17 protein-coding genes are annotated in these 16,267 nt (G+C 62.8%); 11 read left to right on the top strand and 6 right to left on the bottom strand.

From position 1 onward, the window contains the following. The first annotated feature begins 80 nt into the window (after positions 1 to 80). Positions 81 to 713: a LysE family translocator gene (locus tag NKK51_RS16200; RefSeq protein ID WP_128304791.1), complete on the top strand. Its 633-nt coding sequence runs from the start codon at positions 81 to 83 to the stop codon at positions 711 to 713. Between the two features lie 39 nt (positions 714 to 752). On the opposite strand, the gene NKK51_RS16195 is transcribed toward NKK51_RS16200, so the two are convergent. After that, a complete protein-coding gene (locus tag NKK51_RS16195) occupies positions 753 to 1,622 on the bottom strand; it encodes a LysR family transcriptional regulator (RefSeq protein WP_352553899.1) in 870 nt (289 codons plus the stop codon). An 81-nt stretch (positions 1,623 to 1,703) separates the two neighbouring features. Between NKK51_RS16195 and NKK51_RS16190 the strand changes: the two genes are divergently transcribed. Beyond that, positions 1,704 to 2,453 carry a CTP synthase C-terminal region-related (seleno)protein gene (locus NKK51_RS16190; RefSeq protein WP_023813534.1) on the top strand — a complete coding sequence of 250 codons (750 nt, stop codon included), beginning with the start codon at positions 1,704 to 1,706 and terminating at the stop codon, positions 2,451 to 2,453. A 48-nt stretch (positions 2,454 to 2,501) separates the two neighbouring features. Here NKK51_RS16190 and NKK51_RS16185 read toward each other — a convergent pair whose 3' ends face one another. Further along, positions 2,502 to 3,326, bottom strand: a complete 825-nt coding sequence (locus NKK51_RS16185) for a DUF2189 domain-containing protein (protein WP_023813533.1) — start codon at positions 3,324 to 3,326, stop codon at positions 2,502 to 2,504. Positions 3,327 to 3,626: 300 nt separating this feature from the next. Between NKK51_RS16185 and NKK51_RS16180 the strand changes: the two genes are divergently transcribed. Continuing rightward, complete coding sequence (locus NKK51_RS16180; RefSeq protein WP_352553897.1) at positions 3,627 to 4,850, top strand: TadE/TadG family type IV pilus assembly protein; 1,224 nt, start codon at positions 3,627 to 3,629, stop codon at positions 4,848 to 4,850. A 134-nt stretch (positions 4,851 to 4,984) separates the two neighbouring features. Here NKK51_RS16180 and NKK51_RS16175 read toward each other — a convergent pair whose 3' ends face one another. Further along, positions 4,985 to 5,701 (bottom strand): glutathione S-transferase family protein, encoded by a 717-nt coding sequence (locus tag NKK51_RS16175; RefSeq protein ID WP_352442471.1) that lies wholly within the window; start codon positions 5,699 to 5,701, stop codon positions 4,985 to 4,987. Between the two features lie 106 nt (positions 5,702 to 5,807). Here NKK51_RS16175 and NKK51_RS16170 point away from each other — a divergent pair, with 106 nt between their 5' ends. After that, the gene (locus NKK51_RS16170) at positions 5,808 to 6,164 is read left to right on the top strand and encodes a winged helix-turn-helix transcriptional regulator (RefSeq protein WP_352442472.1); all 357 of its coding nucleotides are present in this window, start codon (positions 5,808 to 5,810) and stop codon (positions 6,162 to 6,164) included. A gap of 58 nt (positions 6,165 to 6,222) precedes the next feature. Then, on the top strand, positions 6,223 to 6,732 hold the full coding sequence (locus NKK51_RS16165; protein ID WP_127289038.1) for a CAP domain-containing protein: 510 nt from the start codon (positions 6,223 to 6,225) through the stop codon (positions 6,730 to 6,732). Between the two features lie 9 nt (positions 6,733 to 6,741). On the opposite strand, the gene NKK51_RS16160 is transcribed toward NKK51_RS16165, so the two are convergent. The 3 genes from NKK51_RS16160 to NKK51_RS16150 form a co-directional block, all read right to left on the bottom strand. Further along, a complete protein-coding gene (locus tag NKK51_RS16160) occupies positions 6,742 to 8,274 on the bottom strand; it encodes a DHA2 family efflux MFS transporter permease subunit (protein WP_023813528.1) in 1,533 nt (510 codons plus the stop codon). Positions 8,275 to 8,573: 299 nt separating this feature from the next. Next, positions 8,574 to 9,755 (bottom strand): HlyD family secretion protein, encoded by a 1,182-nt coding sequence (locus NKK51_RS16155; protein ID WP_352553895.1) that lies wholly within the window; start codon positions 9,753 to 9,755, stop codon positions 8,574 to 8,576. After that, complete coding sequence (locus NKK51_RS16150) at positions 9,752 to 10,231, bottom strand: MarR family winged helix-turn-helix transcriptional regulator (RefSeq protein WP_352553893.1); 480 nt, start codon at positions 10,229 to 10,231, stop codon at positions 9,752 to 9,754. The genes NKK51_RS16155 and NKK51_RS16150 overlap by 4 nt, the downstream gene beginning before the upstream one ends. A gap of 214 nt (positions 10,232 to 10,445) precedes the next feature. Here NKK51_RS16150 and NKK51_RS16145 point away from each other — a divergent pair, with 214 nt between their 5' ends. From NKK51_RS16145 to NKK51_RS16120, 6 genes are read left to right on the top strand one after another with little or no spacing between them, the layout of a single operon-like run. Further along, complete coding sequence (locus NKK51_RS16145) at positions 10,446 to 11,054, top strand: CDP-alcohol phosphatidyltransferase family protein (protein WP_352553891.1); 609 nt, start codon at positions 10,446 to 10,448, stop codon at positions 11,052 to 11,054. 51 nt (positions 11,055 to 11,105) lie between these two features. Further along, positions 11,106 to 12,890: a bifunctional alpha/beta hydrolase/class I SAM-dependent methyltransferase gene (locus NKK51_RS16140; protein WP_502902469.1), complete on the top strand. Its 1,785-nt coding sequence runs from the start codon at positions 11,106 to 11,108 to the stop codon at positions 12,888 to 12,890. Positions 12,891 to 12,895: 5 nt separating this feature from the next. Next, positions 12,896 to 14,221: a phosphatase PAP2/dual specificity phosphatase family protein gene (locus NKK51_RS16135; RefSeq protein ID WP_352553887.1), complete on the top strand. Its 1,326-nt coding sequence runs from the start codon at positions 12,896 to 12,898 to the stop codon at positions 14,219 to 14,221. Beyond that, positions 14,218 to 14,661: a hypothetical protein gene (locus NKK51_RS16130; RefSeq protein ID WP_352553885.1), complete on the top strand. Its 444-nt coding sequence runs from the start codon at positions 14,218 to 14,220 to the stop codon at positions 14,659 to 14,661. Before NKK51_RS16135 ends, NKK51_RS16130 begins: the two co-directional genes overlap by 4 nt. Further along, positions 14,658 to 15,320, top strand: a complete 663-nt coding sequence (locus tag NKK51_RS16125; RefSeq protein ID WP_352553883.1) for a lysophospholipid acyltransferase family protein — start codon at positions 14,658 to 14,660, stop codon at positions 15,318 to 15,320. The genes NKK51_RS16130 and NKK51_RS16125 overlap by 4 nt, the downstream gene beginning before the upstream one ends. Continuing rightward, entirely contained in the window at positions 15,320 to 16,255 is a 936-nt protein-coding gene (locus NKK51_RS16120; RefSeq protein ID WP_027163212.1) for a phosphatidate cytidylyltransferase, read from the top strand. Before NKK51_RS16125 ends, NKK51_RS16120 begins: the two co-directional genes overlap by 1 nt. Positions 16,256 to 16,267 lie beyond the last annotated feature (12 nt).

Below are 16,267 nucleotides of genomic sequence, written 5' to 3'. Positions count from 1 at the left end.
TGCGCGCGCCTGCCGGGACAGGCACATGTTGGCCGCCTGCCGGATCGCGCGTCCATTCGCGGCGCGCTGGGGAAGAACAGATGCCCGAAACAGCCAATCATCTCGCCTTCGCGCTGGTCTGCCTCGGCATGGTGCTGACGCCTGGCCCCAACATGATCTATCTGATCTCGCGTTCCCTGTCGCAGGGGCCGAAGGCGGGGCTCATCTCGCTTGGCGGCGTGGCACTCGGCTTTGTCTTCTATGTGCTGGCGGCGGCATTCGGCATCACCGCGCTGCTGCTCGCCGTGCCCTACGCCTATGACGCGCTGCGCTTTGCCGGTGTGCTTTATCTGCTGTGGCTGGCCTGGCAGGCGGTGAAGCCGGGCGGACGCTCGCCGTTCCAGGTGCGCGACCTGCCGAGGGACCGGCCGCGCAAACTGTTTGCCATGGGCCTGATGACCAATCTGCTCAATCCGAAGGTGGCCGTGCTCTATCTGTCGCTGTTGCCGCAGTTCATCAGCCCCGGCAAAGGCCACGTCCTGTCGCAGCTTCTGGTGCTCGGCGCGACGCAGATCTCGATCAGTCTCAGCGTCAATGCCGTCATCGCGGTGACGGCCGGCTCGATCGCCACCTTTCTCGCCGGACGGCCTTTGTGGCTGGTCATCCAGCGCTGGATGATGGGCACCGTGCTGGCGGCACTTGCGCTGAAGATGGCGACAGAGGCGCAGCGCTGAATTCGCCTTGGACGATGATCGCGAGCTGAGCTAGAAACGTCAGGGCGCCAGCAGCTGCACGAATTTCTCCGCGGCTGGCGAACGATTGGCCCTTGCCAGACTGACAACGAGCAGCCGCCTCTGAACACAAGGAACAATGGGAATTCGACACACGCGAGCGTCTCCTTCCGGAGTGGAAAGCTCAGGCATCAGTGTCACACCGATCCCCTGCGACACCATTTCCACCAGGGCAGCCGTATCGCGAACCGTAAGGACAACCTTAGGCGAGATGTTCACGGATGCGAAGAGCTGACGGATGACCGGCTCGCAACCAGAGCCCGACATGATGAAATTCTCGTCGGCCAGGTCGCACAATTTGACGCGCGCCGTCGCTGCTAGCGGGTGGTCGCAAGCAGCAAGAAAGACGAAATCATCCTCCAGGACTACATCCCCGACAGTTTCGGCTGATTGTTCGGAGGTCAGGCCGACGTCAACGACTGCTGTTTCAACCCATTCCAGAACCTCATGATCGGTTCCTTCCAGCAAAACCAGTTCGACGCCGGGGAAAAGCCGCTGGAAGCGGGCAAGTATTTGCGGCAGCAAACGCTCTACCGCGCTTGCCACGCTTCCAATGCGCAACCGCCCGGTCTGAGCGCCTGAAGCTGCGGCGCTCCTTTGCTGGATTCGCTCGATGGCCAGAACGGCCTCTCGCGCATCCTGAAGCACTGCTTGTCCAATTTCCGTCGGAAACACCCCGTTCTTGCCGCGAACCAGAAGCTTCACTCCAAGAACGCCTTCAAGGCTTCTCATCGCCTGGCTTGCGCCCGACTGCGTCATGCCGATCCGCGTAGCGGCCGTCGAAAAGCTCGCGTCTTCGACAATCATGGTCAGGACCCGCAGCTGACCGAGAGTGATATTAGTGATAGTCATGATAGATATCATCCGAATGCATTTTACTTATGCATCTCCGATAACGCATCTGGAAGCTCACTTCAATTCATAGGAGCTCTCATGACACAACGACTCGCATTGGCGCTGATCGGTGAATACACGCCATCTTTCGAACCACACGCCAAGATGGACGAAGCGCTGGATCATGCCGGGTCCACGCTCGGTATCCAGTACGAACACCAGTGGATTTCGACCGAAGAACTGATCACCGGGGTCAGCGACAAGCTGGCACCTTTTGATGCGATCTGGATCGCTCCAGGCAGCCCGTACAGGAGCATGAATGGCGCTCTGAATGCCATCCGGCATGCCAGGGAAAACGAAATTCCTGCTTTGGGAACCTGCGGCGGTTGCCAGCATATGGTCGTCGAATATGCCCGCAACGTGCTGGGTTTCCAGGACGCCGAGCATGCGGAATACGATCCCTATGCTTCCACCCTGTTCGTCACACAGCTGACCTGTTCACTCGTTGGGCAAACCATGGACGTATTTCTGACGCGAGGGAGCCGGGCAGCGCGGATTTATGGACAAACGAACACGAAAGAGCGCTACTATTGCAACTTCGGCATCAATCCAGCCTACCAGAAAGAACTGGACGCCGGCGGCTTTCACATTGTCGGCAGGGATTCGAATGGCGAGGCTCGCGTCCTCCTGCTGCCATCCCACCCATTCTACCTTGCCACGCTCTTCGTGCCGCAGCTGACGTCGACAAAGCAGCACCCGCATCCAATCATTGTCGCCTTCCTGGAAAGCGCCCGGTCAAGACCGCGCGCCGCGTTTTGGGGCGGTGATGTTTCCCAGCTCAATCGCTGAACGGCCTATCGTCGTTGAGTGATTGCAAGAAGTTAGCGACAGCGCACCCTACATCGGCCGCCTTGTCTGCTGCGCCCGCTCGGGCTCGACCACCTTGCGGTAGAGATGCCAGGTGGCATGGCCGAGCACCGGCATGACGACGGCTAGCCCGGCAAACAGCGGGATGGAACCGATCACCAGAAGCACGGCGACCAGCAAGCCCCACAGCGCCATCTGCAGCGGGTTGGCCATTACCGCCCGGGCCGAGGTCTCGATCGCCGAAACGGCGCCGACGTCACGGTCGAGCAGCAGCGGGAAGGCAACCACGGTGGTGGCGAGCACGATTACGGCAAAGACAAAGCCCGCGGCATTGCCGGCAAGGATCAGCGTCCAGCCCTTGCTGGTGGTCAGCACGTCGCGGATGAAGCCACCGATCGAGGCCGGCGGCTGGTCGCCGAACAGGCCGGTGTAGATCGATTGCGCGGTGTAGAGCCATAACAGGAACAGCGCCACCAGCATGATGCCGATGACGGCGATCGACGGAACCGCGGACGAGCGCCGCACATCAAACGCGTGCCGCCAGGAGGTGTTCATGCCGAGTTCGCGCCGGCGGCTGATCTCGTAAAGGCCGAGCGCCGCAAAGGGCCCGACCAGCGCGAAACCCGACATCAGGGGATAGATGAGCTGGATGGCGTTGGCCCCGGACGTCCACTGCGTCAGGATCAGGCCGACGATGGGATAGATCAAGCACAGGAACACATAGTGCGAAGGTTTTGCCCAGAAATCCTCGACGCCGAGGCGCAGCGCATCCCAAAGGTCCGACGTGGTGATGCGGCGCACCGTTGGCTGCACATGCATTCCACGTGCGTCCGCCATGACATGAAAGCCGGCCATAACCTTCCTCCCGTGTGTCGGGGCGGTCACCGCCAGGATGGCCGCCAGAGCTGCCACTTCAAGAACGAGAGGCACGATAGCAGAGTTGGCGGCGATTGTCGCCGCGTCAATTGCCTGGGGAGCAACTCCTCGTAGTGTTCAACTCTCCGTATGGCCTCTCATATGGCGTACCTTGGCGGTCATTCATTTTGACCAATCATTGTGCTGCATTTTAGCATTTACGAATTTTAGCATTTACTTAAATTGCTCGTAGGGATCTTTGGCGTATCACCTGAGCTTTACGAAGTTCGGCGAGGAACTATGTTCGCATTGAAAGGCTTCTGGTCTTCCGAGCGTGGCAACTTTGCCATAACGACCGCCATCGGGATGCTGCCGATAATGATTGGTTTGGCCGGCGCCGTTGATCTGATCGGCACGAGCCATGACGCCTCGCAACTACAGAACTCGCTTGACGCGGCGGGGCTCGCCATCGGCACGAAGTTCTCTCCCGATATGGCGGCCGGCGATGTCCAGCAGCTTGGGCTGCAATTCTTCGCCGCCAATATGAGCGTGGCCGACCAGCAGGAATATCTGGGCAGCGTCTCCGCTTTCGCGGCAACGGCAAGCGGCAGCCCAAGCGCCTACTTTATCTCGCTGTCGTCCAGCATAAGCCGCCCAAGCTTCATCAGCGCCTCGGCCCCCTGGCAGGCCTACCGCTCGGCCTCGGTCAAGATAAAGCCTGGCGCGCAGGTCTGCGTGCTGGCGCTCGATCCGCATGCGTCCGCCGCCGTGAACCTGCAGGGCTCGACCAACGTCTCGATGGACAATTGTGTGATCGCGGCGAACTCGGACGCCCCCGATTCCGTGAACAGGGGCGGCTCCGCCCTGGTTTCAGCGGGCTGTGTCTCAACTGTCGGCGGCACCAGCGGGCTGTTGCCACCCAGCGCCAGTCTCGCCTGCGGAACGCCGCACGAACATCGGTACGCATCCTTTGATCCGCTGGCCGACGTCGTTCCTCCCCCTTACACATTGTGTTTGCCGGTCCCGAACGGCAAAACCTACACGCTGTCGCCAGGCACTTATTGCGACAAGACATTGTCGGGAAACATCACGCTTAATCCGGGCGTCTACATCATGCGCGGCACCACCATAAAGCCAGGGGGAAACGGCAGCCTGACTGGCCAGGGCGTGACCATATTCCTCATGGAAAGCGCTCAGATCTACATAAATGCCAATGAGAAGGTGAACCTTTCCCCGCCCACCAGCGGCCCTTATGCCGGTATCACCATTTTTCAGGATCACGGCAACACGTCTGCTCTGACATTGAATGGCGGCGCAAATTCCGTGATCAGCGGTTTTATCTACGCGCCGGACGCGCCCATTTCCTACGCCGGCAACTCTGATATGAGCGCCCAGGGCAACTGTCTCAGGCTTGTCGGCAATACGATACAGATGACCGGAAACTCGTCCGTCAAGTCGGACTGCGCGGCGGCGCTTGGAAATCGCACAATGTATGCCGATCGGATGATCACTCTGGTGAAATGAGAAACGACAGGCGGCCCAAGCGGTCGCGTTGAGAAAAATGGCGGTCGCGTTTAACAATGCCGGAGTGCGGCGACCGCACTCCGGCAGATCAGTGCCTCTCACAAAGGCACATCCTGGTTGAAAATGGGGTATCGCTACGATTGCGCCGGTGCAGCGAAGCGATCGATCACCTCAGTCAGGGGGACGTGGCCAAGGCAGGCGCCAGAACCGGCGGGTTGTTCGCCATCCTCGACAGCCAGGGCATAACGCACGGCCGGATCGGCTTCGATGCGAAGGCGCAATCCGGCCAGCTTGGGATAGGCAGCGCCGTCGATCGCCTGGTGAAATTCCGCCCAGCGTGCCACGCCGATCAGCGTGGTATCGGCAAGAGTCAGCCCGTCGCCGACCAGGAAATCCGTACCGGCGATCATCGCCTCGAGCCGATCATGACGTTCCGCAACGGCCTTGCGGCCGAACTCCCGCAAGGTCGCCTTCAGCGCGGGTTCATCCGCCGCCATTTCCAATGCCACCCAGAGCGGGCTGAAGGCGGCGGTGAAACCGGTGTTCACGAAGGCCATCAACTGGTGCATGCGGTCGGCTTGCGGCGTGCGCGGTTCGAAGCTGATGCGACGCTGTGTGTCGCGGGCTTCGAGCCATGCGGCGATGGCCATTGTCTCGGTGAGCACCCGGCCTTCGTCGGTGATCAGCACCGGCGTTTCCTGACGGTCGTTGATGCTGGCATAGGCATCGTTTTTCATCTCAGTGAGCATGTCGACGCGGCACAGGCGATAGGGTTGCCCGACGCGTTCGAAGGCAGCGACGAGCCCCATCGAGCTTCCCGCCGGGAAGCCATAAAGCAGGATAGGTTCCATTTGTTTTCTTCCGTGATTGAGGAGATCACGCCGCGCAGCGAAACTTGACCCTAAACGCTGGTCGTCCCATGTAAATTACGCACAATTCTGTAACCAGGATCCGCCCATGAAAGACGTCGTCTCACGCTGCCCGATCGAAGAGACCATGCGCGTGCTCAGCGGCCGCTGGCCCACGCTGCTGCTCTATTATCTGAAGGACGGGACCAAGCGGTTCAGTGACCTGAGACGCGACAACCCCACCGTGTCGCACCGCATTCTGGCTCTGGAACTGCGCAAGCTCGAGGACGCCGGTATCGTGAGGCGAACGGCCCGCTCGGGCTATCCGCTGCGGGTCGACTATGACCTCACGGCGCCTGGCCGCAAGCTTGTACCGCTCATCGACGCGCTGGGCTCGTGGTGGGTGCATACGGAAGACGACCGGATGCGCGGTTCCTCGGACGCAGATCTCGATACTGCCGCCTAACATCTTCGATTTTCGCCGCCTGCCCGGCAAAAGCCATGATCGACGTTATCTCAGGGGCATGACCATAGCGAAAATCGAAACCCACCCGATGCCGAATCTGAACAGGCGCATGGTGTTGACCGGCCTCGCCGCCCTTGCCGGGCTCGCCGCCTGCAGTACCGTTTCGCTGCCGACCGGCGAAGGCGCCGGGGTCTCCTCCTCCGCCACCGGCACGCTGGCCAGTATCCGCGCCTCGGCCGGGCTCGCGCCGCTTGTCCCCGACCGGCAGCTCGAACAGGCCGCCCTGCAGCAGGCCGGCTACATGGCGCAGCGCCGCCGCATGAGCCACACCACCGGCTGGGGCAAGGATTTCGCCTCGCGCGTCAGGGACAATCGAATTTCCGGTGCCGCGGCGGAGAACATCGCCGAGGGCCGTTTCGATCTTGAGAAGCTGTTCGACATCTGGGTGCATTCGCCCGGCCATCGCCGCAACATGCTCGACCCGCGCTTCACCCGCTTCGGCCTTGCCTATGTGCGCGACGGCGGCGACAGCAAGCTCCGTTACTGGAGCCTGGTGCTCGGGAAATAGGATGGAAAGCTAGTCCATATGCGCTGCCGGCGCGCCGCCGGCAGGCGCCTGCTTCGGCTTGCGCAGCAGGAAAACAAACGGAATGGCAAGCAGCGTCATCACCATGAGCATTTTGAAGTCGTTGACGTAGGAGATCATCATCGCCTGGAGATTGACCATGCGATCGACCTGTGAGAGCGCCATGGGATCGCCGCTCGCGGCGGCTGGAGAGACCGCCCACAGATTCGGATTGAATGGGTTGATGAAGGCCGAAAGCTCGGTGTGGTTGACCTGCGTGTTGCGCACCATCAGAACCGTCACGACCGACACGCCGATGGATGAGCCAAGATTGCGCACCAGGCTGAACAAAGCCGTGGCATCGGTGCGGAAGCGCACGTCAAGCGTGGCGAAGGCGACGGTCGACAGCGGCACGAACACCATTCCCATCCCCAGGCCCTGGATGACGCCGGAGCTGAGGATCAGCCAATTGTCCATCTGTGGCGTGAAGCTGGACATGGTGTAGAGCGATTGCGCCGTGAGCAGAAAGCCGATGACGACAAGAATCCTGGCGTCGATCCTGCTCATGAGCCGCCCGACGACAAGCATCGAAATCATGGTGCCGACACCGCGCGGCCCCAACACGACACCGATGGTGACGGTCGGATAGCCGAAGATGGTCGACAGCATCGGCGGCAGCAGCGACATCGAGGCCAGGATCAGCACGCCCATGACGAAGATGAATGCCAGCCCGGTCACGAAATTGCGGTCGAGGAAGATCTTGGGATCGATGAAAGGACGTTCCGCCGTCAGCGTGTGGATGATGAACACCCAGAATCCGGTGATCGAAAGAGCAAGCTCGATCCAGATCTCGACCGAGGAAAACCAGTCGACCTCGCCGCCGCGGTCAAGCAGCAACTGCAGCGCACCGACACCGAGCGATAACATGGCGAAGCCGAAGAAATCGAAGCTGCGCACTCGCCGGGCAACCGCCGGAAGATAGGCGGCCATACCGAGGAAGGCGATGATGCCGACCGGCAGGTTGATGAAGAACACCCAGCGCCAGTTGAAATTTTCGGTCAGCCAGCCGCCGAGCGTCGGACCCAGGATTGGCCCCAGCATGATGCCAGCGCCCCAGATGGCCATTGCCTGGCCGTGGCGCTCCCTGGGGTTGATGTCGAGCAGGAAGGTTTGCGACAGTGGCACGATGGCGGCGCCGAACACGCCTTGCATCAGCCGGAAGAACACTATGCTCTCCAGGCTCCAGGCGATACCGCACAGCATCGAAAACACGGTGAAACCGACAACCGCCCCCAGGAACAGTTCCTTGCGGCCGAAGCGATCGGCCAGCCAGCCGGTGACCGGCGTCATGATGGCGGCGGCAACGATGTAGGAGGTCAGCACCCAGTTGATGTTGTCGGGTGAGGCGCCGAGATCGCCGGTCATGGTCGGCAGCGCGACGTTGGCGATCGTCGTGTCGAGCGCCTGCATGATCGTCGCCAGCATGAGCGCGACCGTGATCAGGCCGCGATGCGGCACTTCTTTGAAGGGTTCGGGCGTGCTCATGGCATGAAACTTCCAGCAGGTAACAAAAACGTGTACAAGGGGTTTCCGGGCGGCAACGCCTTCCGTTGAGAGACCCTCGTCGCGGTGGGACGCGATTGTCGATGTGGGGGTTACATCGACTGAAAGTCTCTGATGAGGATGCCTGCCGCCCGGAAACATGAGGACCGACGGGTCCGCGTCGGAGATTTCAGATTTCGGCCAGGCCGCTACGCGGCGCGCCCAAACGCTGATCCTCCAGCTCCTCCCATCAGACCAATCCTGCTATTCACCTCCGCCGCTGGTCCTGCGGCATTCTGACGTTACTGCGCGGCCTCGCCAGCCGTGGCGTGACCGAAGATCGAAGGCAGGCCACGCGCCACGCCGGTGTCGACGGTAACGGTGGCGCTCATGCCGGTGCGCAACGCCATCTTGGCGTCCGCATCGGTCAATTCGAGACGAACCGGGATGCGCTGCGTGACCTTGACCCAGTTGCCGGTGGCATTCTGGGCTGGCAGCAGCGAGAACTCGGCTCCCGTGCCGGCGCCGATCGCCTTGACCGTCGCTTCGAAGGTGCGCCCTGGATAGGTGTCGACCACGATCTCGGCCTTCTGGCCGGGCTTCATGTGGGTGAGCTGCGTTTCCTTGAAATTGGCATCGATCCAGGTGTCGCCGGTCTCGACCAGTGAAAACAGCGGCGTGCCGGAACCGACATACTGGCCGACCTTGAACGACGAGGCCTGGCTGACGATGCCGTCCGCCGGCGCCTTGACCGTGGTCTGCGCCAGGTCGTAGGCCGCCTTGTCGCGCGCGGCGAGCGCGGCCATCACGGTCGGGTGCTTGTCGGTCTCGATATCGGGATTGCCGCCAAGGGCTGCCTTGGCGCTGATGATGCCTTGCTCGGCAACGGCCAGCTGCTGCTTGGCCTTGTCGAGATCGTTCTTGGCCTCGTCCAGCGACGATTTGGCGTTGATGCCCTTCTGGGCAAGATCGGCGGCGCGGTCGAACTGAGACTGGGCGAAGACGACCTGGCTGGCATCGGACTTCTGCTGAGCCATCGACTGGCCATAGGCCGCGCGCAGCTGCTCGACATTGAGACGCGCGCCCGCCACCGCCGCGTCGGCCTGCGCCAGCGCGATCCGGTATGGCTCGGGGTCGATGGCAAAGAGCTCGTCACCCTGCTTGACCAGCTGGTTATCGAAGATGTCGACCTTGACGATGCGGCCTGCCGTGTCGGAAGCGATCGACACCTTGGCCTGCTGCAGGTTGGCGTTCTCGGTCTCTTGGTAGCGGCCGCCGGTGACCCAGACGTAGCCGCCCCCGACAGCGAGTGCCGCGGGCAGCGCAACCATCAGCAGAAGGCGGCCCAGCCGGCGATTTTTCTTCACCGGCGCCGAGGCCGGCTGCACTGGGGGAGCAACCGCCAACGGGGCCGCGGCCGGCTGCGCCTGCGCTTCCATCTCCAGTTCGGTCGTGTTCTTGTCTATCTTGGCCACCGCGTTCATGCTGCTGCGCCTTCTGTATTCTTCACTTTTTCAATGGACGGCGTCTCGTCGTCGGTCAGGTTGCGGACCATCGCCTCGAGCCCTTCGACGAGGACGCGACGGGCTTCCGGCTTCACGCCGACCAGCGATTCCTCATAGACTTCTCCGGCAATGCTCTTGATCACGGCGTAGGCATCGCTTGCCTTGGGCGTCAGGAAGATCATGCGGACGCGACGATCGGCGGCGGCGGCACGACGCTCGATCCAGCCTCCCTCCTCCATGCGGTCGACCAGGCGCGAAACGCTGATCGGCTCGATTTCGAGAAGTTCGGCCAGCCGTGCCTGCGCGACGCCGTCTTCCTTGGCAACGCGGACCAGAAGCCGCCATTGCGCCGAAGAAAGCCCCAAGCCACTGGCCCTCGCCTCGAAGCGCTTGCGCATCAGGCGCTGCACGTCATGAATCAAGAAGCCCAATCTGTCGATGCCATCGGAAACCATGAGCGGGATATATAATAAGCGTGCTCACTATTCAAGATGCCGCGTTGCATAAGAAGCCGGCAGATATGCACGACAGTCATGCGATGCATGGCATGGTTACCGATTGGTGATCGCCTGTCGCCATGCCAGCCGGCTTCGCCGCTCCGCCACGTCATGCTGGTCGGGTCTGACATATTGATGTACAGCCGTTGGTCAGGATCGGGGGATCACGAAAATGCCGACGCTCTACGCTCTCAAGCCGGCCTTCCAGGGTCGACTGCGGCCGCTGGTCAATCGGCTGGCGGCAATCGGGGTCACCGCAAACAGCATAACCATCCTGGCGGCCGTGATGTCGATAACCGCCGGCGCGGCCATTGCGATCTGGCACGAATGGCGCTGGCTGCTGTTGCTGATCCCCGCGGTGATGTTCGTGCGCATGGCGCTGAATGCCGTGGATGGCATGCTGGCGCGGGAACATGGGCAGGCGTCGACGCTCGGCATGTATCTGAACGAGTTGTGCGACGTCGTTTCGGACCTCGCGCTGATACTGCCTTTTGCCGTCTTTCCGGAGTTTGGCGCATGGGGCGTCATCGCCTTCGCGATATCGGCCGTGTTGACCGAATTCGCCGGCGTGCTCGGCATTGCCGCCAAGATCGGACGCAACTATGCCGGGCCATTCGGCAAGAGCGACAGAGCGCTGGCGCTCGGTGTGGTCGCCGTGCTGTGCGCCGCCGGGCTCTGGCCGGCATCGATAGCACCGTTTGTGTTTCCGGCCATGGCAACGCTTTCGCTGCTGACCGCCATAAACCGGATACGCGCTGGCCTTATTGGCAGCGCCAGCTGAGCATCGAGGCTCGCCATGCCGCCATTGGGCCGCCAGAGGGAAAAGACCATGATGCACGAACCGATCGCCGCCGCGGCCACGCAAAGCCTTGCGCGGCAAGCGCAGGAGCGGGTCTTCCGCAGCCATGACGGGGCGGAGATCTTCTACCGATTCTGGCCTGCGGCTTCGGCCGATGCCAAAGGCGCGGTGGTGCTGTTCCATCGCGGCCACGAGCATGGCGGCCGCATGGCCCATCTCGTCGACGAATTGCAGATGCCGGACCACGCCTTCTATGCCTGGGATGCCCGCGGCAATGGCCGTTCGTCCGGCGAGCGCGGCTATGCCCCGTCCTTCTCGGCGCTGGTGCGCGACATCGACTGCTTCATGCGCGAGATTGCCGCCAGGGATGGCTTCGCCACTGGGGATATCGCGCTGATCGCGCAATCCTTCGGCGCCGTGCTTGCCGCCGCCTGGGTGCATGACTATGCGCCCAAGCTGCGCGCCATGGTGCTGGCTTCACCGGCCTTCTCGGTGAAACTCTACGTACCCTTCGCCAAGGAGGGCATCGCGCTCTGGCAGAAGATCAAGGGCCGCTTTTTCGTCAATTCCTACGTCAAGGCGAAATTCCTGACCCATGATCCCGTGCGCATCGCCTCCTTCGAGAGCGATCCGCTGATCACGCGGCCGATCGCTTCCAACATCCTGGTCGAACTCTACCAGCATGCCGCACGCATCGTCGCTGACGCCCGCGCCATCCGCGTGCCGACCCAGCTTCTGCTTTCGGGCAGCGACTGGGTGGTGCGCCACGGCCCGCAGCACGAGTTCTTCGTCAATCTCGGCAGCCGCGCCAAGGAACGCCATGTGCTGCCGGGCTTCTTTCACGACACGCTGGGCGAACGCGACCGGGCGCAAGCCCTCGAGCTGATCCGGCCGTTCCTGGCCAGGCAGTTCGCGGCACCGGACGCGCCGGTCGACCTGAAGCAGGCGGATATTGCGGGCTACACCCGCGACGAGGCCGACAGGCTTGCCTCGCCGCTCGATCTGTTGTCGCCCAAAGGTCTCTATTGGGCATTCAGCCGTGCCTCCATCCGCATGGGCGCCTGGGTCTCGCAGGGCATGAAGACCGGCATCGCCACCGGCTTCGATTCCGGCTCGACGCTGGATTACGTCTACGAGAACGACGCGCGGGGTCTTACACCTCTTGGCCGCGTCGTCGACCGCATTTTCCTGGAAGCCATCGGCTGGCGCGGCATCCGCCAGCGCAAGCTGCATCTCGAAGAGCTCATCGGCTCTTGCCTGGCGACGCTCAAGGCCGCTGGTCGGCCGGCGCACATTCTCGACATCGCCGCCGGCCATGGCCGCTATGTTCTCGATGCCATCGCGAAGAGCCCCGACCAGCCAGCGAGCGTTCGCCTGCAGGATTATTCCGACCTCAACGTCCAGCTTGGCCGCAAGCTGATCGCTGAGCGGCAATTGCCGGCTGATGTCTCGTTCCAGCGTGCGGACGCTTTCGATGCCGACATGCTCGCCGGCGCCGATCCAGCGCCCGACCTCGCCATCGTTTCCGGCCTTTACGAGCTGTTCTCGGACAATGCGATGATCGCCCGCTCGCTCGGTGGGCTCGCCCGCGCCATGCAGCCGGGAAGCCTTTTGCTCTACACCAACCAGCCCTGGCACCCGCAGCTCGAGATGATCGCACGCAGCCTGACCTCGCATCGCGGCGGCGAGGCCTGGGTCATGCGGCGTCGCACGCAAGGCGAGATGGACCAGCTCGTCGAAGCCGCCGGTTTCGAAAAGCTCGACCAGCGCATCGACCAATGGGGCATCTTCACCGTCTCGGTCGCGCGGCGCCGCTGAACAGCATGGTCTCATCGCCTGCATCCACCGCGCGCGCCGAGCCTTATGGACGGGTGGTCGTCAGGGCAGCCCTGTGGCTGGCCTTGCTGGCACCGTTCTTCTATCTCAGCTACGGCTTCGCCAACTGGCTGGCGTCGCGGCGCGACGATGTCGGCAGCATCGTGTTCTCCTGGGAACACAGCATCCCGTTCGTCGCCTGGACCATCGTGCCCTACTGGTCGATCAACCTGTTCTACGGCCTGTCGCTGCTGCTCAACGACAACAGGCAAGGGGTCGACCGCCTGGCCGGGCGTTATCTCACCGCGCAAGTCGTCGCCGTTGCCTGCTTCATCCTGTTCCCGCTGACCGCGACATTCGTGCGGCCGGCGACGACCGGCCTGCCCGGCTTCCTGTTTGCCGTGCTCGGCGGTTTCGACAAGCCGTTCAACCAGGCGCCCTCGCTGCACATCGCCCTTCTGGTGATCATCTGGGATCATTGGCGCCGTCGGCTCGGCGGTTTTCTCCTGGCGCTCTGGCACGGCTGGTGCTTCCTGATCGGCGCCTCGGTGCTGACGACCTGGCAGCATCATTTCATCGACATCCCGACCGGCGCGCTGCTCGGATTCTTTGCGTTGTGGCTGTTTCCGCGCAGCGGCGCGTTGCCGTTTTCAGGCTTCCGGCTAACCAGCGATGTGCAAGCGCGGCGGCTGGCGCGGTTCTATGCGCTGGGCGCCGTGCTCGCGCTGGCGGGCGTCGCGCTCGGTGCATTCGTTTGCCCTGTCGCGCTGTTCCTGCTTTGGCCGGCGCTGGCGCTGGCCATCGTCGCCCTCGCCTATGCAGGGGCAGGCGAAAAAGTGTTCCAGAAATCCGCCGATGGCAGCATCACGCTCGCAAGCCGTGTCCTGCTCTTGCCTTACCGTCTCGGCGCCAGGGCAAACATATGGGCCTGGACGCGCAAACTTGCTCCCCAGGTGGCGATTGCCGATGGCGTCTTTCTCGGACGCTTTCCCACTACACGCGAGGCCAACGGCTTCGGCACGGTCATCGACCTTGCCGCCGAACTCGAAAGACCGGCGGCAGCCGATTGCCGCTGGATCAGCTTTCCTATGATCGACCTGTTGCCGCCGCCAGTGGCGATACGGCAACAGGCGGCCAGCGCGCTGGAGAGTGCGCGCCGCGACGGCACCGTGCTGGTGTGCTGCGCGCTCGGCTTCCAGCGCAGCGCCGGCGTCGTCGCCGAATGGCTGGTGGTGACCGGCAGGGCCAGGACGCCGGCGCTTGCCCGCGAGATGCTCGCGGCCCTCGGCCGGCCGGTTCATCTTGCAGAAGCCACGGATCCGGTAGCGTCATGACCGGCAATGCCTATCAGGACCGCACCGACCGCTTCGCCGGCATGCTGATGCGGCAGGCAGCGTGGCCGGCTGCAATCGTGGTGGCCGCGAATGTCCTTGCGCCGCTGGCTGCCTCGACGCGCGGCGCTTTCGAAAACTTGCCCGCGGCCATTGCTTTGTCGATCACCGCCGCGAGCGCGGTGGCGGTGCTGATGCTGTCGACACTGCTGGCGTTTGACGCGCTGCTGTTCCGGATCATGGCCAGCCATGACGACGAAGCTTCCGGCGGTGCCGCAGTGGACGACATGCTGGCGCGCATGCGCCTGAAAACGGCCCCGTCCGCGACACGTTCGCTTGATGACCGCATGGCCGGCACGCGTCGTCTGCTGTTCAAGCAGCGTGCCGCCCTGGCTCTGTTTGCCGCAGCACTTCTGGCGGCAGGGTTTTGGGCGCCGCGATGAACAGGCTTTCGCTCAAGACCTTCACCTTGCTGCAGACTGTAACCTCCGTCGGCCTGTCGGCGCTGGCCCGGATGGTAACCGGGGTGCGGCCGATCTGGAACGGCAGCCTGCCCTCCGACCGCCAGCGCATCTATTTCGCCAACCACACCAGCCATGGCGACTTCATCCTTTTGTCGGCCTGCCTCAGCGAAAGGGAGCGCGCGATCACCCATGCTGTTGCCGCAGGCGAATATTGGGGGAAGTCGCGGCTGCGCCGCTTCATCGCGCAGGATATGCTGTCGTCGGTGCTCATCAACCGGCAGTGGACGAGACCTGAGGAAAATCCGATCGAGATCATGCTGTCGGTTCTCGACCAGGGGCACTCGCTGATCCTGTTTCCCGAAGGCACACGCAACATGACCGAAGAGCCGCTGCTGGCATTCCGCTCCGGGCTCTACAATCTGTCGACGGCGCGGCCTGAGGTCGAGCTGATCCCGTGCTGGATCGAGAACATGTCGCGCGTGCTGCCCAAAGGCCAATTCCTGCCGGTGCCGCTGCTGTGCCGCGTCGTCTTCGGCCCGCCGGTGGCGATCGGTCCGGGCGAAGAACGCCGCGCCTTCCTCGAACGCGCCCACGCCGCGCTTCTGGCGCTCAACCCGCGTCCCGAGCGAGACGATTGATGCGCCACGAGATCTCCATCCTGATCATCGGCCTGCTGGCGGTTTTGACCACCGCCAGCATCGTCGCCACCATACTTTCGGCGCGGGCGCCCAAGCCGCTCAGTTCGACGCTGGTCAATCTCACCCAGCGCATCAACGCCTGGTGGGTGATGGTGGCGCTGATGACGGTCGCCTTTTTCTTCGGGCGTTACGGGATGACCATCCTGTTCGCGCTGATCTCCTTCGCCGCGCTGCGCGAATTCGTGACGCTGACGCATACGCGCCGCAGCGACCATTGGGTGCTGCTCGGCATGTTCGGCATCATCATCCCGTTTCAGTACTGGCTGGTGTGGACCGCCTGGTACGGTCTCTTCGTCATCTTCATTCCGGTCTATTGCTTCCTGCTGATGCCGGCCATCACGGCGCTGCATGGCGACACCGAACGCTTCCTCGAGCGGATCGCCGCGCAGCAATGGGCGGTGATGATCTCGGTCTATTGCGTCAGCCACGTCCCTGCCCTGCTGACACTCGACGTGCCGGGCTTCGAAGGCCGCACCCTGCTGCTGATCGCCTTCCTGATCATCGTCGTGCAAGGCAGCGACGTGCTGCAGTACATCTTCGGCAAGCTGTTTGGAAAACACCGTTTTTCGCCGAACGTCTCGCCGTCGAAAACCTGGGAAGGCTTGATCGGCGGACTGGTGTCGGCGAGCCTGCTCGGCGCGCTGCTATCGTTCGTGACACCCTTCTCGCCGCTGCAGGCAGCAGCCGTGGCCTTCGTCGCCTGCTCGATGGGATTTCTCGGCGGGCTGGTCGCCTCGGCCATCAAGCGCGATCAGGGCGTCAAGGACTGGGGCCATCTCATCGAAGGCCATGGCGGCATGATGGACCGCACCGACAGCCTGGTCTTCGCCGCCCCGGTGTTCTTCCACATCGTGCGCTATTTCTGGACCGTGTGATCCGGCGATCTG

The sequence above is a fragment of the Mesorhizobium sp. M0011 genome (assembly GCF_040324155.1).
Lineage (GTDB): Bacteria > Pseudomonadota > Alphaproteobacteria > Rhizobiales > Rhizobiaceae > Mesorhizobium.
Note: the sequence above shows the minus strand (reverse complement) of the source record. Positions and strands in the feature narration are given on the sequence as shown.